Source organism: Pseudofrankia sp. DC12 (genome assembly GCF_000966285.1).
GTDB lineage: Bacteria > Actinomycetota > Actinomycetes > Frankiales > Frankiaceae > Pseudofrankia.
In genome coordinates this window covers 5,672,666-5,692,631 of the sequence record NZ_KQ031391.1, presented here as the reverse complement: position 1 = coordinate 5,692,631, position 19,966 = coordinate 5,672,666, and the positions used below count along the sequence as shown (strand labels likewise).

16 protein-coding genes are annotated in these 19,966 nt (G+C 70.6%); 8 read left to right on the top strand and 8 right to left on the bottom strand.

Annotated features, from left to right (window positions below; translation table 11 throughout):
* The first annotated feature begins 8 nt into the window (after window positions 1-8).
* The 4 genes from FRADC12_RS22955 to FRADC12_RS22940 all read left to right on the top strand — a co-directional run bounded on the left by FRADC12_RS22955 (window position 9) and on the right by FRADC12_RS22940 (window position 5,220).
* Window positions 9-1,415, top strand: a complete 1,407-nt coding sequence (locus FRADC12_RS22955; protein ID WP_084011128.1) for a TIGR02679 family protein — start codon at window positions 9-11, stop codon at window positions 1,413-1,415.
* Window positions 1,416-1,603: 188 nt separating this feature from the next.
* Entirely contained in the window at window positions 1,604-3,118 is a 1,515-nt protein-coding gene (locus FRADC12_RS22950) for an AAA family ATPase (protein WP_232303979.1), read from the top strand.
* Window positions 3,119-3,379: 261 nt separating this feature from the next.
* A complete protein-coding gene (locus tag FRADC12_RS22945) occupies window positions 3,380-3,808 on the top strand; it encodes a hypothetical protein (protein ID WP_045878183.1) in 429 nt (142 codons plus the stop codon).
* A 341-nt stretch (window positions 3,809-4,149) separates the two neighbouring features.
* Window positions 4,150-5,220: a polysaccharide deacetylase family protein gene (locus tag FRADC12_RS22940; protein ID WP_232303978.1), complete on the top strand. Its 1,071-nt coding sequence runs from the start codon at window positions 4,150-4,152 to the stop codon at window positions 5,218-5,220.
* A 420-nt stretch (window positions 5,221-5,640) separates the two neighbouring features.
* Here the strand turns inward: FRADC12_RS22940 and FRADC12_RS22935 are convergent, their stop codons facing one another.
* Together FRADC12_RS22935 and FRADC12_RS22930 are read right to left on the bottom strand one after the other, a co-directional pair.
* A complete protein-coding gene (locus FRADC12_RS22935; protein ID WP_198153011.1) occupies window positions 5,641-8,844 on the bottom strand; it encodes an AAA domain-containing protein in 3,204 nt (1,067 codons plus the stop codon).
* A gap of 474 nt (window positions 8,845-9,318) precedes the next feature.
* Complete coding sequence (locus tag FRADC12_RS22930) at window positions 9,319-9,711, bottom strand: hypothetical protein (protein WP_045878181.1); 393 nt, start codon at window positions 9,709-9,711, stop codon at window positions 9,319-9,321.
* Between the two features lie 550 nt (window positions 9,712-10,261).
* Here FRADC12_RS22930 and FRADC12_RS22920 point away from each other — a divergent pair.
* On the top strand, window positions 10,262-11,863 hold the full coding sequence (locus tag FRADC12_RS22920; RefSeq protein WP_045878179.1) for an NB-ARC domain-containing protein: 1,602 nt from the start codon (window positions 10,262-10,264) through the stop codon (window positions 11,861-11,863).
* A gap of 526 nt (window positions 11,864-12,389) precedes the next feature.
* On the opposite strand, the gene FRADC12_RS30350 is transcribed toward FRADC12_RS22920, so the two are convergent.
* From FRADC12_RS30350 to FRADC12_RS33410, 3 genes are all read right to left on the bottom strand, one after another.
* The gene (locus tag FRADC12_RS30350) at window positions 12,390-14,315 is read right to left on the bottom strand and encodes a lamin tail domain-containing protein (protein ID WP_232303977.1); all 1,926 of its coding nucleotides are present in this window, start codon (window positions 14,313-14,315) and stop codon (window positions 12,390-12,392) included.
* 208 nt (window positions 14,316-14,523) lie between these two features.
* Window positions 14,524-14,907 (bottom strand): 2OG-Fe(II) oxygenase family protein, encoded by a 384-nt coding sequence (locus FRADC12_RS33415; RefSeq protein WP_052711103.1) that lies wholly within the window; start codon window positions 14,905-14,907, stop codon window positions 14,524-14,526.
* Window positions 14,904-15,206 carry a 2-oxoglutarate and iron-dependent oxygenase domain-containing protein gene (locus FRADC12_RS33410; RefSeq protein ID WP_232303976.1) on the bottom strand — a complete coding sequence of 101 codons (303 nt, stop codon included), beginning with the start codon at window positions 15,204-15,206 and terminating at the stop codon, window positions 14,904-14,906. The genes FRADC12_RS33415 and FRADC12_RS33410 overlap by 4 nt, the downstream gene beginning before the upstream one ends.
* 145 nt (window positions 15,207-15,351) lie before the next feature.
* Between FRADC12_RS33410 and FRADC12_RS22905 the strand changes: the two genes are divergently transcribed.
* Together FRADC12_RS22905 and FRADC12_RS22900 are read left to right on the top strand one after the other, a co-directional pair.
* A complete protein-coding gene (locus FRADC12_RS22905) occupies window positions 15,352-15,594 on the top strand; it encodes a type II toxin-antitoxin system VapB family antitoxin (protein WP_232303975.1) in 243 nt (80 codons plus the stop codon).
* A complete protein-coding gene (locus FRADC12_RS22900; protein WP_045878177.1) occupies window positions 15,591-16,034 on the top strand; it encodes a type II toxin-antitoxin system VapC family toxin in 444 nt (147 codons plus the stop codon). Before FRADC12_RS22905 ends, FRADC12_RS22900 begins: the two co-directional genes overlap by 4 nt.
* Window positions 16,035-16,109: 75 nt before the next feature.
* On the opposite strand, the gene FRADC12_RS22895 is transcribed toward FRADC12_RS22900, so the two are convergent.
* The 3 genes from FRADC12_RS22895 to FRADC12_RS22885 all read right to left on the bottom strand — a co-directional run bounded on the left by FRADC12_RS22895 (window position 16,110) and on the right by FRADC12_RS22885 (window position 17,197).
* The gene (locus FRADC12_RS22895) at window positions 16,110-16,301 is read right to left on the bottom strand and encodes a hypothetical protein (RefSeq protein ID WP_045878176.1); all 192 of its coding nucleotides are present in this window, start codon (window positions 16,299-16,301) and stop codon (window positions 16,110-16,112) included.
* 261 nt (window positions 16,302-16,562) lie between these two features.
* A complete protein-coding gene (locus tag FRADC12_RS22890; protein WP_084011125.1) occupies window positions 16,563-16,970 on the bottom strand; it encodes a type II toxin-antitoxin system VapC family toxin in 408 nt (135 codons plus the stop codon).
* A complete protein-coding gene (locus FRADC12_RS22885) occupies window positions 16,967-17,197 on the bottom strand; it encodes a FitA-like ribbon-helix-helix domain-containing protein (protein ID WP_045878175.1) in 231 nt (76 codons plus the stop codon). The genes FRADC12_RS22890 and FRADC12_RS22885 overlap by 4 nt, the downstream gene beginning before the upstream one ends.
* 158 nt (window positions 17,198-17,355) lie before the next feature.
* Here FRADC12_RS22885 and FRADC12_RS28680 point away from each other — a divergent pair, with 158 nt between their 5' ends.
* The gene (locus FRADC12_RS28680) at window positions 17,356-19,077 is read left to right on the top strand and encodes a plasmid pRiA4b ORF-3 family protein (RefSeq protein WP_157488993.1); all 1,722 of its coding nucleotides are present in this window, start codon (window positions 17,356-17,358) and stop codon (window positions 19,075-19,077) included.
* Window positions 19,078-19,966: the final 889 nt, after the last annotated feature.

Here is a 19,966-nt window from a genome sequence, read left to right as displayed (position 1 = left end):
GCCGGTTGATGGGCGCCGACGCCTCGGGTCCGCCTAGCCGCGACAGCGATCGGCTGCGGCGGCTGCTGGGCGGCGAGCACACCGGCTGGCTGGTCAGCCGGGCGCGGCGCCGCCTCGAGCAGGGCCGGCCGCTCACCGGCGTCGTCACCCTTGGCAACGCCAGCCCGGACCAGCGGCGGGCGGCCGAACTGCTGCTCGGCCGCCGAGCGGGTGCCGGCGCGTCGCTGTCGGTGTCCCTGGACGACGTCGACGCCCTGCTGCGCGCCAGCGGCGCAGCGCCCGGGGGGCTCGCCGAGGCCATCCACCTGTTGACCGGCCCCGTCCAGAATCTGGCCGCGCAGGCCGCCGCCGAGGGGTCGGCCTGGTCGGCGGCGCGGGCACCGCTGGACGAGCTCGTCGCCGCGCGTCCGATCCTCACATCCTGGCTGAGCTGGCTGGACGGCACTGGCACGCTGCGCCGGCTGACGGGAACCCCGGAGACGGCCGCGGCCTTGGTCCGCGGACTCGTGGCGGTGCTCGAGGCCTTGCCTTCGCCCGGAATCGCACTCGGCCGGCTGGCCGCGGCCTGCGCCGGCGACGCCCACGCCCTGGACGACGGCCGACCGCTGACGACGCTCGCGCTGCCCGCGGCCCGGGTGCTGGGCGGCTCCAGCCCGACCGGCGACGGCTCCGCCGCGGGCCGCCGAGCCGCCTGGGCCACCGTCGGGGTCCACCGCGACGACCTCTCGTCGACCGTGCTGTGCCTGGGCCTGCCCGGCGGCTCGGCGACCTCGACCGGGCGCGTGCTCGCCGCCGCGGCCGAGACCGGGGAGCCCTGCGTGCTCACGCTGCGCCAGCTCAGCCACAGCCAGCACCAGCCGGACCTCGGCGTCGGCACGCGCACCGTCTTCCTCTGCGAGAACCCCATCGTGCTGGCCAGCGCGGCCGACGAGCTGGGCGCCACCGCCCCGCCCCTCGTTTGCGTGTCGGGCCAGCCGTCGGCCGCGGTGCTGAGCCTGCTCGACGCACTCGCCCGCGACGGCGCCCGGTTCGTCTACCACGGCGACTTCGACTGGGGTGGCCTGCGGATCGCCGGTGGCCTGCTGGAACGGATCACCTGGCAGCCCTGGCGTTTCGATGCCGAGGCCTACCGGGCCGCGCTCGCCGTCGGCGGCGGTGCGCTCACCGGCCGGCCCGTCGACGCGGCCTGGGATCCAGAACTGCGACCCGCCCTCGAGCAGCACGCCATACGCATCGACGAGGAGCTGGTACTCCCGGACCTTCTCGCCGACCTCGCCGCTGATCCTTCCGACCTCGGGCCGACCGGCAGAACGCTGTGGGCGAGGCCAGAGAAGTGGGCGAGGCGACGCACTCCGCAGGCACTCGTCAAGCCGGCGCGTGACCAGCCGACAGGGGGGCGCCGGGGGATGGCATAGCCTTGCGCGCCTGCCCGTCCAGCGGCCTGACGGTCGAACCCCAGAGATCACGAACGATAATGGGCGGATGCGTAGGGTGTGAATGCAGTGATCTATGCCGCCTGGCGTGTGGAGCGTGACGATCGATGGCTCGCCGGTTCCAGACCGCTGGCCCGTGCCGCACCGGGACCGACTACATGGTTCCGGCGGTGTCTCGGCTGCCGGAGGTCCCCGACCTGGTGGAGCAGGAAGGCTACTTCGTCGTCCACGCGCCCCACCAGACCGGCAAGACCACGACACTGACCGCGCTCGCCGACGAACTGACTGCCAAGGGCCGCTATGCCGCGTTGCTGTTCTCCTGCGAGGCGGGGCGGGCCGCCCTCGACGACTATGGCGCAGCGACCCGCGACCTCCTCGCTCGCCTGCGCGCGGTCGCGGAAACGGCTCTGCCGCAGGCCCTGCGGCCGCCGCCGTGGCCAGAGGCGTCCGAGGGCACACTTCTCGCCGCAGGCCTGGCGGCGTGGGCACGGGCCTGCCCCCGGCCGCTGGTGCTGTTCTTCGACGAGATCGACGCGCTGAGCGGGCAGAGCCTGATCAGTGTCCTCAGCCAGCTCCGGGACGGCTACCGCGACCGCCCGACCAGCTTCCCCGCTTCCATCGCCCTGTGCGGCCTCCGCGACGTCCGTGACTATAAGGCGGCCTCGGGGGGCGACCCGTCGCGACTGGGAACGTCCAGCCCGTTCAACATCAAGCTGGAGTCCCTGCGGCTGGGAGACTTCACCGTGGACGAGGTCGCCCACCTGTACGGGCAGCACGCCGCCGACACCGGGCAGGAGATCACCTCGGCGGCCGTGGCCCGAGCGTTCGAGCTGACCGCGGGACAGCCTTGGCTGGTCAACGCCCTGGCTCGCGAGATCGTCGTGAAACTGGAGGTCCCGGCCTCGCGACCGATCACCGTTGATCATGTGGAACAGGCAAAGGAACGGCTGGTCCTTGCCCGGGCAACGCACCTTGACTCGTTGGCGGCTCGGCTGGCCGAACCACGGGTCCGCCGCATCGTGCAGCCCCTGCTGGCCGGTGACCTGGTCCAGCTCGACCCCTACGACGACGATCTCGCCTATACCCGCGACCTCGGCCTGATCGCCACGAGCAACCCGGTCCGGATCGCCAACCCCACCTACCGAGAAGTCATCGTCCGCGTTCTGACCACACAGGTAGAAGCCAACATCGTCACCGACCCCCGCGGCTTCGTCCTGCCGGACGGTCGTCTCGACGTCGAACTGCTCCTACGGGAGTTCGCCGAGTTCTGGATTGAGCACGGCGATGTGCTGACCACAACCGAGCACTACCACGAGGTTGCCCCACAGCTCGTCCTCATGGGATTCCTCCAGCGCGTCGTGAACGGTGGCGGCTACGTGGACCGGGAATACGATGTCGGCCGCGGAAGGATCGACCTGCTGATCCGCCGGCCCTACACCGACGACAACGGCAAACGCCACTGGCAGCGCGAAGCCCTCGAACTCAAGGTCTGGCACCCCGACAAAGCCAACCCGCTACGCCAGGGCCTCACCCAGCTCGACCACTACCTCGACCGCCTCGGCCTCGCCACCGGCACCCTCATCAGCTTCGACCGCCGCCCGGATGCCCCTGACCTGAGCGAACGCACCCAGTTCGACACCGCCACCACCCCAACCGGCCGCACGGTCACCGTCCTACGAGCCTGATTCATGCGCCAGGTCACACTGCCCGATCTTGCTCGGCGCCGGGGCCGCACGGTTCTGGGTGGTTTTGACCGTGGCCGGCGCGCGTCGTAGCGCACGATGTCGACGCGCACCCCAGGTGCGTGACTCTCCGTATGCGGCCGGTTCCCGCGCTTCCGGATGCGTCCATGTGCGGGACCCACGGGCCAGGGTATGGACACCGAGTGCTGACCGGTCAGCCAGAACGGATCAAGGGCCACGAACAGCAGGGGCAGGGAGGTCAGGATGACGACGCTGTTTGAGCAGCTCGACGAGCTGTCCGAGGGAACACGGAAGATCGAGGACGTGGTTTCCGCGGCGCGGGACAGGAACCGCGAGCGGCTGGAGGCGCAGCGGGCCGAGCTGAAGACCTCTGTCGAGCGGGGCAAGGCCAAGGCCAAGCAGGACGCCGCCGGGGCGAAGGCCGGCATGAAGGAGCACTGGGACGCTGTGCGCTCTTCCGTGAACCAGCGTTTCGCCGAGATCCGCGCAGACGCGGAGGAGCGCCGCAAGGACTGGGACGCCCGAAAGGCGGAGCTCCATGCTGAGGCGGCGGAGCAGGACGCCGTCAACGCGATCGACTTCGCGCTCTTCGTCCTCGACGAAGCCGAGTACGCGATCGCCGACGCGGTTATCACACGCGCCGACGCCGACGAACTCGCCAAGAGCGGCTGATCCGTCTTTCGCACACGAGGATTCGATGCGTCGACCGACCCGGTTTCCGATCATGGCGGCCGGGTCGGAGAGCGTAGGGCCTGGCATTGGGATCTCTGCGTGACGAGAGCCCGGCTTCGAGCCAACGTCGACCGGCGTGTCCCGGGAGCAGCCACGAGTCTGATTCTCCCGCATAGCAATTTGACGGCGCTCGCCAGCAGCCGCCCGCCGGCGAGCACGACCCGTCAGGGCCGCGCGCAGCCCGCCGGCCGGGCACCACGAACTTCGTCCAGGGCGATTCCTACCGTGTCACAGGGCCACGCGGAGTGACTCAGTCCCCAGATCCTGGGAAACAGTGAGGTGTGACCGAGACGCCCCAGGTTCATCCGGCCCAGCGAAACCAGGGCCTGACGGCCCCTCGCGACGGCGCCGGGACGCCGCGAAGGCGTCCGTTCTACGACTGGCTGACTCGCCGGGGCCCGCGCAACCCGGCGGCGGGCAGGCACGTCATCTCCACCGTCATTCGCAGCCGCCGCGCGGCCGCCCTCGGCGCGCTCCTCTGCCTGCTGGTGGTCGCGGTCGCTGCCTGCGGAAACGGGAACGGCCGTCCCCGTGCCGCCGTTACGTCCGCCAGCCGGACCACCAGTGGGACTCCGGCCCCGAGTACGCCGACCAGCCAGCTGCCGTCAGGCACCGGCACATCTCCCGCCACCGCTGCGCCGGCCGGCACGACGGCGAAATCGCCGGGCACGCGGCCGTCGACCGGCCTGCCGCCGACACCTGGGCCCGGCCTGCCGGCGTCGCTGCTCGGCCGAGACTGGGAGCGGATGCCCACGGACCGCAAGGTCGTCGCACTGACCTTCGACGCCGGCGCGAACGCCGACGGCGTCGCGCCGATCCTCGCGACGCTGGCGCGCGAGCAGGTGCCGGCGACGTTCTTCCTTACCGGCCAGTTCGCGGAGAGCTACCCGGCGCAGGTGCGGGACATCGCCGCTGGCGGCTACCGGCTGGGCAACCACTCGATGACTCACCCATACTTCACGAAACTGACCGATGCAGAGATCCGCGGCCAGGTGCTTGGCGCCGAGCACGACATCCGGTCGGCTTCCGGCGGCGACCCGCGACCGCTGTTCCGGTTCCCGTTCGGCGATCGCGACCAGCGCACCATCGCCGCGGTGAACGCGCTCGGCTACGTTCCGGTCCGCTGGACTGTCGACACCCTCGGCTGGCAGGGCACCTCCGGCGGGCGCAGCGTGGCTTCGGTCACCGACAGGGTGGTGAGCGCGCTCACGCCGGGGGAGATCGTCCTGATGCACCTGGGTTCGCACCCGCAGGATCACTCGCTGCTCGACGCCGACGCGCTTCCCGGGATCATCACGGCGCTGCGCGACCGCGGCTACGGCGTCGTCACGCTCTCCGCCCTGTTGGCGTAGCCAGCCGCGCGCTGTCTTCGTACCTCGCGGTCGCGCGGCCATGGCGACGTCTCGATACCGAGCTGGCGTGAGAACCCGGCGGCGGCGACTTGGAGCGCGTCGGTGAGCCGGCCACGGCACCGACCAGTCTCAGCATGTCGGCGTCGTCCGCGTCGGCGGCGACCGCACCGCAGCGCCCGTGCGAGCAGACACCTTCAGGTGCCAGAGGCCGCGGGTGAGCTTGACTCACAAGACCGACGCACTCCCGGCGATGGGTCCTCGTCCTCATCCTGGGCGCCGTCGCCATCCTCGTCGCCGTCAACCTCCGCTGACCGCGGCGGGCCGTGCGGATAGCGGAACGTATCGGCGCAGCGGTCGATCTGCTAGCCGGAGACGACGATCAGCAGAGCTCGTTCGCCGCTGGTGTGGCCACCTTCCCGGTCACCGGCGCGGGATCGCCGCATTCCCAATCTCGCTCCGCAGCTTGCAATCTGCCCGGGCACAGGCCCAATACCACGGATAGCCCCTGCGTCGGGAAGAGGATCTCCTGGCCTCCATGGGCCGGCGGTGCTCGGCGCAGGTGGGCGGTTGGGCGAGGATGGCCGCCCGCTCGTGCTCGAGGATCTTCTGGATGAAACGCCGGCCGCGATGACGCACCATGATCTCCCTCCGGCCGCGGCTGGAGAGTGTGTTGTAGCTGCCCAGGAAGATGGTCTCGTCATCGATGATCACGATCTTCTGATGCATCTGCCTGATGCGGACGACCTGACTCGTCACCGCACGCAGGCTTGTCAGGCGTCCGTCGACGTCCACACCCTGTGCCCGCTGGCCCCTGATGACGCTGTCCGAGTCGTCGACGATGAATACCCTGGTGGTGACACCCCGATCCTTCACCAGCGCGAGCGCGGGCAGCACCTCGTCGAGCCGAGCGCCGAACCAGGGCGACCAGATCCAGACCGAATGCTGCGCCCGGCTGATCGCCTCGACCACAGCGGTGATGTAGCCAAACTCGTCGAACACCGCCTCGGCGACGACATGGCCAGCGAACGCCGCCCAGATCTCGGAAACGAGCGGGTCGGGTCGCGCCTGGTCGAGTTCGTCGGCGGGCAGGCCGAGTAGTTGGGCAGCGCGGACGAGCCGAATGGTCCGCTGGTCCACAAGGGCTCTGATGTGGCCGAACGTCGTCCTGGGCGCGGCTGACCGGATGGCCCGGCCGCTCACCAGCAGGTACACGCGTTGGCGCGCTCGGGTCACGGCCACGTTGACCAGGCGCGCGCCGCTGTACTCCCTCGGCCGGGAACTCTCGATCGCCGCGCTCGCGCACCAACCGGCCCATTCGCCGTCCTCGACGGTGTCGACGATGATGACGTCGAACTCTCGGCCCTGAAACGAATGCACGGTACCGGCTTCTATCGCCGGGATGCCACCCAGAGACCCCACGTCGTCGAGATGATCGATGATCGCGAATCGTTCTGCTCGGTACGGCGTCACGATACCGGTGCTCTCGCCGCGTTCGCGGTGATGCTCGGCAATTGCCCGTGAAAGCAGGCTGCCAATGATCCACCACCGGCCCGAACCCGAGTCGGGAACGCGGGCCCGACTGACATCACCCAGGCCATCCACGTCGACCAGGACGATCTGGGCATCGCCCCCGTCGTCGACGGCAGGTCGTCCCTGTGTCGCCGAGGGGATGAGGACGCCACCGTAGGCGATTCGGTTCGCGAGCTCAACGACGTCGGCGCCAAAGCGGCGGGTCTCGCGCAGGGTCACCACCCCCGGCCGCGTCAGGGCGTCCTCAGGGTCTCTGAGGTCGAGCAGATCGAAGCAGGACCGCTCGTCGAGCCATTTCCTGGTCGCATCATTCGGCTGAGCCACATCATCCGGCTGGACCGGGCCAAGCTGCCGGAAATCGCCCAGCAGTACAACCGTCTGGCGGCCCTTCGCCGCGGCCAGCAGGAGTTCGGGCAGCGCGGCCGCTCCAGCTTCGTCGATGAAGACCGCGTCATAGCCGCCTCGGTAGACATGGCGGTTGAGCCGGAACCGGCTGAGGGTGGTCGCGACCAGCCGCGCCTGGCCAATCAAGGTGGGCTCGGTGTCGTTCTGAGCCCGCGCGATGGCCGTCAGGAGCTGCTCGTAGCGTTCTTCGAGTGCCTGTCGGTGAGCGAGAATGGTGCGCATGGCCGCCGCGAGTTCGGCACGCTCCGCCGCAAGCCGGGGCAGGCCGGCTCGATCGGCCGCCGCGAGATAGGCGCTCTCGATGGCGTCGGCGCCTGGCTGCGCCAGCGTCTCCTCCCGCTGGCTCCGGATGTCGGCCCGCTCGCGCTCGGCGTCCCGCAAGGCCCGATCGGCCGTCGCCGCGCCCGACTGGGCGCCGGCGACCGCCTGGTCGAGCCACGCGAGATCGACCTCCGTGACCGGGGCGGCCGCACGCTCATGTTCAGCAATGCGGGGGGCGTTGAGGTTACGGAACCGATCGGCCAGCCGGCGGGCGTCCTCCCAGCTCCTCCCAACGACGGCCAGGTCACGCTCGAATGCGGAAATCTCGGCCGCGAGACGGGAACGCTCCGGCCTGGAGCGCAGCCGTGCGGCCGGGGAACCGCCCGACAGCGATTCCTGCCTCCAGCGCGCTTCGCGTATCCGTGCTTCGACGGTAAGTACGTCCGCCTCGGCCGAGGTGGCAATCGTCTCGAGCCGTTCGGCTTCCGCCCGCAGATTAGCGGCGGCCCTCAACTGGGCCCTGGCCGGCTCGGCGGCCACGTGCCGTTCAACCGCCACCTGGTGGGCGCGACGCCAGTCCTCTCGGGTCCGGCCGGCCGCCTGGACCTGATCTTCGGCTACCGCGAGTCGATCGGTGAGTTCGGCCAGTCGACGGTCGCGTTCGTGCCGGGCGGCCGCCGCACGGTAGCGGTCCGGGTCGAAACCAGCCAGGCGCTGGTCAAGCTCCCGCAAGTGGGCGATCTCGGGCCGCGCGGCCAGCTCCTTGATCTCCTGTCCGACCTGGACCTGCTCCGCCGTCAGCTTCGCCACCGCCGCCTCGGCCAGCCGGGGCAGCACGACCCGGTCGTCCCGCGCGATCTCGGCCATGGTCGGCGGCCCGACACGAACCAGCTCGCCGGGTGGCGGTTGGCGCAGGCGGATGACCGCCGCCAGGGCGTTGTCGACCGCGATGTTGGTGCTCGACACGAGCAGGACGCGGCGCCCGCGGGTGACCAGATCATCGATCGCACGGGCAAGGACGGTCGTCTTGCCGGTCCCGGGTGGACCCCAGATCACCCGTACCCCCGGTGTCGTGCAGGCGAGGTAGGCGGAGATCTGAGCTCGGCTCAGACCAGCGACGTCGCCTGCGGCACCTGTGGGTACCGGGTCCAGCCGGCCCGTCACGATGCGCGTCGCGAGGCCGGGGTCGTCCAGGCGCTGCCAGGCTTCAAGGAGGTTGCGTTCCAGCTCGCCCGGCGGACGCGCGGTGCCCCACAGCCACAACCCGCCGTCCGGTGCGTGCGGGGCGACCGTTACCAGCAGCTCAGACTGCCCCTCCTCCACCGTCGAGACCCGGTAGGTCGAGCGATTCCCGCCGTCAGCGTCTCGCGGGGCAAGATGGAGATCGGTGAACGATTCCGTCTTGATAGGCCGTCGAACGGTCGACACGACGTACCGCCCCTCACCGACCCAACGGGCTTCAGCCAGCGGCTTCGGACGGGAGCGAGGGGTTCGTGTACTGGGCACCAACCGCTGAACGGCATCGACGATCTCCGCGACCCACCCGGTCGGCATACGGATCCCCCAGGTCGCCGGAGCAGTGTCGACTTGTTAGAAATGCTAACCAGCTATCGTTACTCAATCAACCCAGTTACTTTCTGCAATGCCCGGGGATGGCGTGAGAACCCGCACGGGAAGGCACGAGTCGCTGGAGAGCCGTCATGGCGACGTTCACCAAGGGAGACCAGGTGCGTTGGTCCAGTCATGGAGGCACCGCGACAGGAAGGGTCCTGCGCCTGACGTCTTCCTCGGTCATCGATAGCCTCCCTTCTGGCGTAGCCAGGCGTCGACGAGCACCTCACCGCGCGCTGCGGCGCTGAAGACGTCCCCTCGCTGAGGTGGCCGGGCTCCCCCGCGGCTGCCTCAACGATCAGTAGGCCCGGTCAAGAGTCCGTTGGTGCCCGTTTCGAGGATTGGTCGCAGTTCGTCGATCAGCGAGTCGATGCTCGCGTCGCGGGCGGCGGCCTGCGCGATCGCGGAGGCTACGGCCGGTTGTGCGACCGCCGTGACAAGGTCGGGCCGTTCCGCACGCCAGGCGACGCTCTGCACTCCTCGTCCTGGCCTGCGGTAGAAGTAGTGGCAGGTCACCAGGAGCCCGGTCACCGCCTCCACGACGCCCTCGGCGGGTCCAACGACGGCGAAGCTGCGCCGGCTGAGCTGGGGATTGCTCACGACCATCGAGGTCGCCGCTCCGGCGTACGGGTCCCGCCAGCCGTAGTGGAGAACACCAACACCGGTCTGGAGAGCGGCCCCCATGCACAGGCAGCAGGGCTCAGCGTTCGGACTGCGGGCTCACCGCCGCGGGCGAAAAGGCATAACGTCTCACACCGTGGCAGAACGCCCAGGTAGTTTGGGCCCGGCGCAGGGCCGGCCGAGCGTGATTCCGCTGGACATGGATGATGCTGCCGTGCCACCGATCGGCTCTGACCGCTACACGGCGATGTCGACAGATCAGCTGTTCGCCGCCGCGCTGGGCGAGGTCGCCGAAGACGACGGTGAACGGCGACCGGATCATCTGGTGGCCCTACACCAACGGGATACCCGCGAGGTGTTCGACACCGCCGCGGCGCTACTGGCGGAGGCCGACGCGGTCCGGCGGAACTCGGCGCCCGCGTGCTGCGCGAACTCGGACCTCCAGCTGAGGACCACCGCCGTACCTTCAGCGCCGCGACCGTACCGCTCCTGCGGAACCGGCTGTCGATCGAGACGGACCCGCGGGTGCTGTCCTGGCTGATCTCGGCGTTGGGCTACCACGTCGCCACCCCGCGTCGCCGACTGCGCGCGGCTGGGCCTACTGGCCCAGGTCGTGACACTCGACCTGTTCGACCTCGCCGAGACAGAGGCGCGGCACCGGCTGGCGGACGCCGCCGGCCTCGCGGTGTCGGGTGGCCGCGCCAGGCCGCAGAGCGCGCCTCCGTTCCCGCCCTCGGCGCGTGCGGTGCCCGCGCGCGCCGACTTTCCCGGCAGATCGTCGACGCGGACCCAGCCGCCGCGGGACCTGCTGCCGGACCTGCCGGTGATGTTCGTTCCCCGGGTCGCCGAGATCGAGCGGGCCCGGCGCCTCCTGCTCGATCCGGGCAAAGGCCCGGTCGTGGGCCTGATCGGGATGGGCGGCATCGGCAAGTCGACGGTGGCCCGGGCGCTCGTCCACGACGCGGACGTGCAGGAGCGCTTCCCGGACGGCATCGTCTGGGTGGAGGTCAATCCCGATCCGGACGTGCCCGGCCTGGTCGCCGCGCTGCTCGCCGCGTTCGGCGACCTCGCGCCCCCGTTCACGGCGGCCGAAGGCACCGCCCGGTTGCGCCGGCTGCTGGCGGACGCGCCCTGCCTGGTCGTCCTGGACAACGTGTGGAGCCCGGGCGTGCTGCGCGCGGTTCCGGCCAGCGGGCGCACCCGGCTGCTGGTGACGGCGCGCAACCGCGACGCGCTGTTCACAGCCAGCACGGTGATGGATCTCGGGGCTGCCGACGAGCCGACCGCGCGCGAGGTGCTCGCGGCGTATGCGGGGTGCACGCCGGCGCGGCTGCCCCCGGAGGCCGACGCGGCGCTCGACCGCTGCGGGGGCCTCGTCCTGGCGTTGGCGCTCGTCGGCGGCATGGTCCCAGAGGGAACGCCCTGGGGGACGGTCGTGGACCTCCTACACCAGTCCGACCTGGGACGGCTTGCCGGCAGGTTCATCGACTACCCGCACACCGACCTGCTCGCCGCGCTGAACGCCTCGGGCGCGGCGCTGGACCCCGTCGCGGCCACGCGGTTCCGCGAGCTCGCCTTCTTCGCCGGCCGGGGCAGCGTGCCGGCGGCCGTCCTGCGCCTGTGGGCCGTCACCGGTGGGCTGGTGCGCCTGGAGGCCGACGAGCTGCTGCGGACGCTCGCCCACCGGTCTCTGGTCCAGGTCGATCGCGCGAACGGCACTGCCGATGAGCGCCGCGCGGCGGCGCAGAGCCTGACAAGCGAGCTGTCGGGCGACCTACTCGCTCGTCTGCCGGAGATGATCCGGTTCATGGGGCCCGCTGATGGGTCCGCGCTGCCGGATTTCGTGTTCGACGCCTCCGAGCTGCCGGCCCGCGATCCCAGCGAGGCGCGAAAAGGCGGTCGCCGACTTCCTGGCCGCGCGCGGGGTCGAAGATCGGGCTTCGAGGAGCTCGATCTTCCGGTGGTTTCTCCCGAGGTCCTGGCGCTCGCGTTCGAGCTGGCCGCGGCCATCGAGGAGCGGCCGGACCGGGCCGCGGTGCTGGCGACTCTCGTCCCGCATCTCACGCCCAGGCATCGGCGGGCGGCGTTGCGTTCCTGGGCGAAGGCCACTCCCTCTATCCGCCGGCGCCGCGGAAGCCAGCCCCGGACGAGGCGTTCGCCGCGGCGCTGGAGGTCGCCGACCCGCTGGATCGGCTGGAGACCCTGGGTTGGCTGATCAGGCCTACGCCCGCCGACAGGCGTGAGCCGGCGGCGCTGGCGATCCTCGACGGCGTCTCGGCCGTAGAGGACCCGTCGGAACGGGCCGACGGCCTGGCCAACCTGCTGGTCTACCTGGCGCCGGCCTGCGAGCGCAGGGCGATCGCCGATCTCCTCACCGCTGCCGCCACCGAGGGACGCGGCACTCTGATCGAGAAACTGCCCGCGGTGCTGAGCATTGTCGTCGGCGACGAGATTATCGACCGGGTGGTGTCGTCCATCACGAAGGCGTTCACGTGGTGGCCGTGACGCCAGCCAATACAGGTCGGACCGGAGCCCCGCGACGGCCGGGCGACCGTCAGCGAGCCACGGACGGGAACACGACGGGCTTGACGACCTTGCCTGACGTCAGCGCCGCCTCTACGGCATTGATCTCTGCCACGGGAAAGGTCTCGACCAGCCGGTCGAAGCTCCTGGCAGGTGGGGCTCGTTGGGGGGCGTGAGCCTGCCTGCCAGGAGCTTCGTCGCTATGCGGTCGCGGGCCTTCAGCAGGGGAAGGTGCCGCTGTAGAGGGCGTGTCCGTAGGAGGATGTGCCGGCGCCGAAGCCGTAGACGCCGTCGTCGGACCAGACCGCCTCGCGGGAGCCGTTGACGCAGGTCGAGGTCGGCGCGAGCGCGAAGCCCTCAAGGTTGTCGATCGGCATGACAGCCGGGTTCGTGTAGGCCACGTCCGGGACGATCACGCCGCTGGCGTTGATCTTCAGCAGGGTGTGTGTCTCGCCGCAGGTGTTGTCGCAGGTCGCGACGACACGCTGCGTTCCGGCGTCGAACAGCACGTCCATCACGAAGGCCTCGCCGGTCGCCACCGTGCCGAAGGTGGTGAACGTGCCGTCGGAGTTCAGTCCGTACACGTGCAGCGTGCCGTCCCACTCCAGGCCGGCTAAGAACAGGCCCGACCCGTGCAGCGGATAGTTCGCCGGGTTGTACGCGGCGCCGGTGAGCGGATCCTTCCAGCCGTTCGCGGTCAGCCAGCTGTCCGGCACGTAGCCGACGCCCTCGAAGCCCAGGTTGGCGTCGTCCTTGTCGCCGGTGTTGAGCTGCGGGAACTGCGAGGTCATGTCCCACTGGTGCAGCGGCGTCAGCGTCGAGCCGGTCGCCGCCGGGTCGAACTCCATGATCGTGTCCTTGGGCACCGTGTTCGCGGCATTGTCACGCTCGGACGTCACGTAGACGTGGCCGTTCGCGCCGACCGTCAGGCCCTCCGTGTCCGGCTGGCCGGAGCCGCCCAGGAAACGCAGCTGCTTTCCGGCCGCGCTCCACGACGGGTCCGGAATCCACTTTCCGCTGCTCTTGACGAGCTTGAACAGCCAGTTCTTGTTCTTGGCCGCCCACAGCACGGAGGGGTTCGCCGGGTCGAACGCCAGCCCGCTCAGGTCTCGGCCCTCGGGACCGGTCGACGTGGTGAACGCGCAGACGTTGTCGGCAATCGTGACGTCGAGGCCACCCGGCCAGGCCAACGTGCCCGCCGGGCTTGCGCCCGTGCCGATGGGGGCCTCGGGGGTGCAACCACTGGTCAGCGCGCCGCCGCCGCCCAGCAGCTGACCCGTACCGCCACCGGTACCGCCGCCGGAGCCCGTGCAGGGGTTCGCGCCGCCGAGGGTCGCGGTCGTGGCGGTCCGGAACCAGCCAGAACCGTTCGCGCAGCGCTCATCGGATGGCTTCGCGCCGTCAGTCGCCCAGGTCACCGAGTCGATCGTGTTGCCGCTGCTGTCCAGCAGAAACAGCGAGTCGTTGTCACCCAGGCCGATGGTCGAGTTGAACGTGACGTAGCCCCCCGCGGGGATGCTGGTCGCGCTCGGCGACGAGGACGAGATCGTCGCCGCGGAGTGGCTGGTGTCGCCGTCGACGTACTTCCACGACCCGACGCTGACCGCACTCGTTCCACCGTTGAAAAGCTCCACGGTGTCGGAGCCGTTCGAGGTGACCTCGTTGATCCGCACCCGGCTCGCCGCCGGGATCGACGAGGGGCAGCCGGCCGCGTTCGCGGCGCCGAACGTGGCCGCGGTCGTCGTGGTCACCCACGCGCCGGTGCCATCGCCGCCGCAGCGCGCCATCGCCGGCTTCGCCTTGTCGGTGGCCCACTCGACCCGGTCGACCACCGTGCCGCCGGACGTGTAGATCACCAGCTTGTCCGCGTCGCCGAGCCCCTTGGGCGAGTTGAACGTGACGAAGCCGCCGGCCGGGATCGTGCTGGCCGAGGGGCTGAACGACTGCGGCGAGAAGCTGTCGTCGGACATCTTCCAGCCGCTGACACTCACCGAGGCCGAACCGGCGTTGTACAGCTCCACCGTGTCGTTGTTCGACGAGGTGACCTCGTTGATCCGGACGTTCTGATAGCCGGCCGGGTCCGCGGCGGCCGCGGGCTGCGCGGCGAGCACTCCGGCGACGGCGAATCCCGAAAGGGTCAACACTCCGGCGCACACCGAGGCGACGCTGACACGCGGGCGAGAAACAGGCACGGGGCTGCACTCTGCCGGCAGTACCTCGGCGGCGGCGGGTACTCCGATGGAATGTCACCTACTGGCCATTGCGCCGCCACGCGTACGTCAATCAGCGGGCCGAGCCGAGCCTGCCGGCCTGTCCTCGTCCGGCCCCGTCGTCGGGCTCGTTCAGGAGCGTTCAGGAGGGGACGCGCCGGTCGTACTCGGCGAGGAACATGGCCTCCCAGACGTAGGGCGTGACCGGCTCGTAGCGCGGGCCATCGGCACCCACGAACGGCTCCAGCGGGGCGATCACGGTGTCGACGTTGGGCAGGTGGAAGGCCGCGATCGAGTCGCGGGTCGAGGTGGTGTCCGGGGCGGCGACGACGCGGTGGCGGGTCGACGGCCAGCGGTCGTTGGTCCAGCGGGCCATCAGGTCACCGATGTTGATGACCAGGGTGTCGGGGCTGACGGGTACGGTGATCCAGCTGTCGTCGAGGTCCCTGACCTGGAGGCCGGCGTAGTCGCCGCGCTGGTGAAGCACGGTCAGCATGCCGGAGTCGGAGCGCTCCCAGAACGTCACCGGAGGCTCGGCGGCCGGGTCCTGGTCGGGCTGGGCCGGTCGAACGTCTCCGGCGCGATCCCGTGCCCGACGACCTGCAGGAAGCTCACCAGCGGGTAGACCTCGGCGATCCGCCGCACCACCGGCGCCGGGTCGCCGCCTGTGAGAAAGGGTGCCAGGTCGATGACGGCGATCTCGTCGACGGGGGGCGCGGCAGGCGCGGCGTCAGCGGGAGCCGAAGGCGTATCTGTCCAGGTGACGCGGTCAGCGTAGGCACGCCACTGGTCGCCGCACCGTCTCTCAAAGCAAACGAAACACACTCGCGACACCCCTTCCCCCTGCATCTGGCACTCAGCCGCACACTCCTGCCGACTCGGACACTGTCGGACCAGTCAGGTAGCCTGGCACTTGCCCACGGTCAGTACGGGAGTACGGGAGTACGGGAGGCGAAGTATGGTCAGCAGTATGAAGACGACCGTGGACCTGCCCGACGCGCTTGTGCGCGAGGCGCAGGACGTCGCCCGCGCCGAGGGCACGACGCTGCGGGCACTCCTCGAGGACGGCCTGCGCGCCGTACTCGCCCGACGTCGCTCGGCAACCCGGTTCGAACTCCCAGACGCATCGGTCGGCGGCAAGGGCGTACGACCTGAGTTACGCGGTGCCGGCTGGGATGACCTGCTCGCCGCCAGCTACGGCGACCGCACGTGATCGCGGTCGACACCAACGTCCTCGTCTACGCCCACCGCCGCGACTCGGCGTTCCACGAACCCGCGGCAGCCGTCATGCGTGGCCTCGCGGAATCCGCCGCCGCCTGGGCGATCCCATGGCCCTGCGTCCACGAGTTCTACTCGATCACGACCCACACCCGGATCTACGATCCACCCAGCCAGCCCGACCAAGCCCTCGCCCAGATCGAGGCCTGGCTCGGCTCCCCGTCGCTCGACCTCCTGCACGAGGGCGTCACCTACTGGCCGACCCTGCGAACGATGCTCGAATCCGGCAAGGTCCAAGGGCCCCTCGTCCACGACGCCCGCATCGCCGCTCTCTGCCTGGCCAACGGCGTCCGCGAACTCTGGAGCGCAGACCGCGACTTCGGCCGGTTCCCCGACCTGACCGTGCGCAATCCGCTCATCCACAGCGCACGCTGACAGCGGCGCCTGGCCGCTCAGCGAGCGTGGCACGGACATTTGCCGGGGGTTGGAGCGCAGCAGAATTGATCCTGGTCAGCGGCGCAGCGCGGGGCGTTCGTGCAACGCGGTAAGAAGCGAGGCCAGCCTGGCGACCAAGGCGCCGCCGACCGCGATAGACCGACCCGGCTGCACCTGCCACGCGCTGGCGAGGTCCTCGACCGCGCCGCCGGAAGCGGACCTGGTGAGCCCGAGGCAGGCCCCGTCGCGGTCGATCGCGTTGACCATGAGCAGGTCACGACGCTCCGGCGAGGCGGCGACGTCGCCCTGCTCACGTTGTAGAGAAAACCCAGCAGCGGCCGCGGCTCGGCGAGATCGAGGTCCGTCAGCAGGCCGTCCGTCGCCTGGCCGAGCCGGCCCCGGTGATCAGGCCGCCGAACATAGCGGCGGCCCGCCAGACGAGGACCGTTCATCGTCCGAACCCGGCGTCAGGCCGACTCGAGGAAGACTCGGATTCCTCGGCGGCGTAATCGGCCCGGATCGCCCGCGTCACGCGAAGACCTCGACGGGGCACCTGGCGGCGCCGCTGCGCTCGATCCGGCCGTCGCTGGTGATCAGCGGCAATCTCAAGGTCTCAGCGAGGGCGACGTACTGGGCGTCGTAGGCGCTGAGGTTGTGGTGCAGGTCGCGGACGCGTGTCCAGAGGATCAGTGTCTCGTGTCGCACAAGCGGCAGAAGCTGGTAATCACCGATGGCCTTCTCCGCCTCCCCCGCGGTGAGCTTGCGGCCACGGACCATCCCGAACAGAGCCGAGACCATCTCGTAGTCAAGCAGCCCAGGCGCGACGAGCGACGTGATGCGGGCGATCCGGTGACGCACCGCCTGCCCGGTCGGGCCGTGATCGGTCAACGTACGTACCAGCGCCGAGCAGTCGATCACGGCTGCCGGATCGCTCACCCGCGTTCCCGGCCCTCGTCGATCGCGGCCAGGATGTCCGAGGTAGCGAGCTCGGTGCGCGTTTCACGGTCGAGGCGGGCCATCATGTCCGCCAGGGTCGGCGTACGGGCATCTCGGGTGACCAGGTCGAGCAGGTAGGCCTGCAGGCTGCGGCCCGTCTGCGCGGCCTTCAGCTTCAGCGCCTCTAGGGCCGGGTCCGGGACGTCGCGGATCGTGATCGCGGTCATGCCTGCATTTTACCTGCAATGCCAGCAGTCTGCCAGTCCGGCCGACAAGGCGGACTCGCAACGCCCGTGACTGTGCCGAGGCAGGCGACAGGCGGACCCCTCCCGCCCGGGCCATCTCGCCGCGAGGCCGGCAACGAGGCGGTTCTAGTCTCGTGATCGTGACCAAGACTCTGGACTCCGCCGCCGCGCTCGACGATCCTGACACGCTCGCACGCGCCGCCGAGAGCTGCCTGCTTTTCATCCGCGGGCGGGGGCTCGCCGCCTGGGCGGGCGCCGGCCGGCCGGTGACGCCAGCGGGGGCGCCGAGGCCCGCCGACCTCGCGGCAGTGTGCGCCGCGGCCGGTGTCGCGCTGCCGCCGACGTCGCGGCGGGCGATCGACATCCGGGATCTGCAGCAGGCCTGGACGGCGGCCCGGGCGGCGGGTCTGCTGGTCGTCGAGGGCCGCCAGGCGAGGGCGGCCGACGACGGGCCGGCCGAGCCCGGCGACGGCGAGCAGCCCGGCCGGGACGTACTGGGACGCTGGGTCGCGGTGTTCGACGAGGTATGCCTCAACGCGGCGCGGCCGAGCGAACCGCGCGGCCCGCGCGAAGCCTGCGTCTCGCTGCTGTCCGCGGTCGCCGAGGCAGCGGTCGACGAGACCGACGCGCGCGGCAGCTTCCGCGAACAGGCCCGCTCCGCCGGGAGCTGGATCTCCAGCGACACGTTCCGGCGCTGGGACGACCCGTACGACGGGGCGCGCGACATCCTGGCCGTGCTCGGCGCTCTCGACGCGGCAGACGGGCAGGTGCGGATCACCCCGCTCGGCCGTTGGCTGCGCACGATCACACAGCGGGCGCGCCCGACGCGCGGCATGCCGGCCGAGGCGGTGGTACCGCTGCTCGCCGCCGCGAAGTCGCCCGAGGACGTCGCGGCGGTGCTCACGGAGTGGCTGCCCGACCGCTTCGGCCTTCGGGGCGACCCGGCCGACCGGGTCCCGGCTCTCACCGAGCTGCTGCGCGCCGCCGCCGGCGCCGGGCCAGCGGTGCGCCAGCGCCTCGTCGACGCGGGCCTCCCCGAACTTCTTCCGGCGCTCAGGGCGCTGCGCGACGTGCCGGCACTCGCGCCCCACCTCGCCGAGGTCCTGTTCGCCTACGACGCTGGCCCCCCGCCCGACGAGCGCACGAGCCGGTGGCTCGCGGCCGAGTCGGCGCTCGCCACGCTCGCGACCGACGGCGCCCAGGCGGCCGCCGACGAGTTGGTCATCCAGGGCGGGGTCGAGGCCACGCTTGGCGGCGGCCATCCCGACGAGGCCGAGCTCCGCGACGCCGTCGCCGCGTTCGTCGCGGCGGGCGGCGCGCCCCGACGCTTCCAGCTGAAGGTGGAGCTCACCGTGCTGTCTCCGGCGCCGTGGCGGCGGGTGACGGTGCCGGCCGCGATCACCCTAGGCGACCTGCACGACGTCCTCCAGGTCCTGTTCGGCTGGGATGACGACCACCTCCACGCGTTCAGGACAGCGTCGGGCGACGTCTACGGCGACCCGGAGGACGCCGACAGCGAGTACCACGTCACGCTCTACCAGGTGGTACCCAAGAAAGGTGCGAAGCTGACCTACATCTACGACTTCGGTGACACCTGGCGCCACACGATCACCCTGGAAGCCGTCGGCACCTACGACGGCGCCGATGTCACCGCCGGGACGGAGCTGGCGCCGGTCTGCACGGGCGGGCACGGCGACGCACCGGTCGAAGACTGGAACGAGGACTGCGACGGCGACGACTCGGTGCCCTTCGACCAGGACGCTATCAACACACGGCTCGCCAAGGTGCTCACCGGCCACCGCGACGACGAGGACGGCACCTGGGACGAGATCGCGGTCCCGCTCCCCGCTGACGCGGGTTAGCCTCCTCGCCGTGGACAGGCGCGGCCGGCTCGCGCGATGACACGGCCAAGGCCTGGTTTGCCGGCCTGCGGCCCGGTCGCGAAGTGCCAGGTCAGCCAGGGTTTCGGAGCTACCCAACCCCCTGTCCATCGGACTACCGGGTGGACCGTGGACACGGAGGTCGCGCGTCCGCCAGCTCAACCCTTCGGCACGACGAACCCCACCACGATCGACCCCACGTCGGCCTGACCGCAACAGCCCACAAGCGCCGAATCTTCGCGCACCATGGTGCGCCTCGACGACGGCGCCGCATTGCTGCCGGGGTAGCCCGGGGCATCTCAGTTGCGGGCTACCCGGCAGATCACGGACGTGAATCTCTCGATTCATCCGGCTCCTGCTGCGTGTCACGGGCGGTGCCCGCCTGACCACCAACGGCTCCTGCTCATCCCCAGAGGTTGGCCGAGTCCGCCGGTTGCCGCACCGCCCTACGGGGCGCTCAGTACCGCAACCGCCAGTGTGCAAACAGGCCAGGGGACCGTTTCCGGACCCTCTTCAGCCATGCCCATGCCCGACGATTGCTTCTCCTCAGCCGCTTGAATTTTCCCTTTGCCCAGCGCACCAGACGGCCGTCGATGCGCCTGCCGATGGGGAGCACGACCGCCGGGTGGTCTGGAGCCTCCCCCGCAGGACGGCTCCGGAGGGCCGCGCGGATCCCCGTACCAAGGAGCACCGCTTCCCCCATCTCTCACACAGCACCACGCTTAGTAAGCATGCCATCACATAGCGCCCACCTTCCATGTTCACGTTCACAAGACCAGCGAAAACAGCAGCAAGATCAGCCCTTCAACCCCTCTGTGCTCGGCGCCGACCGTCACGGCAACATCTGCGCGGGAGCCTTCGCGGTCCAACG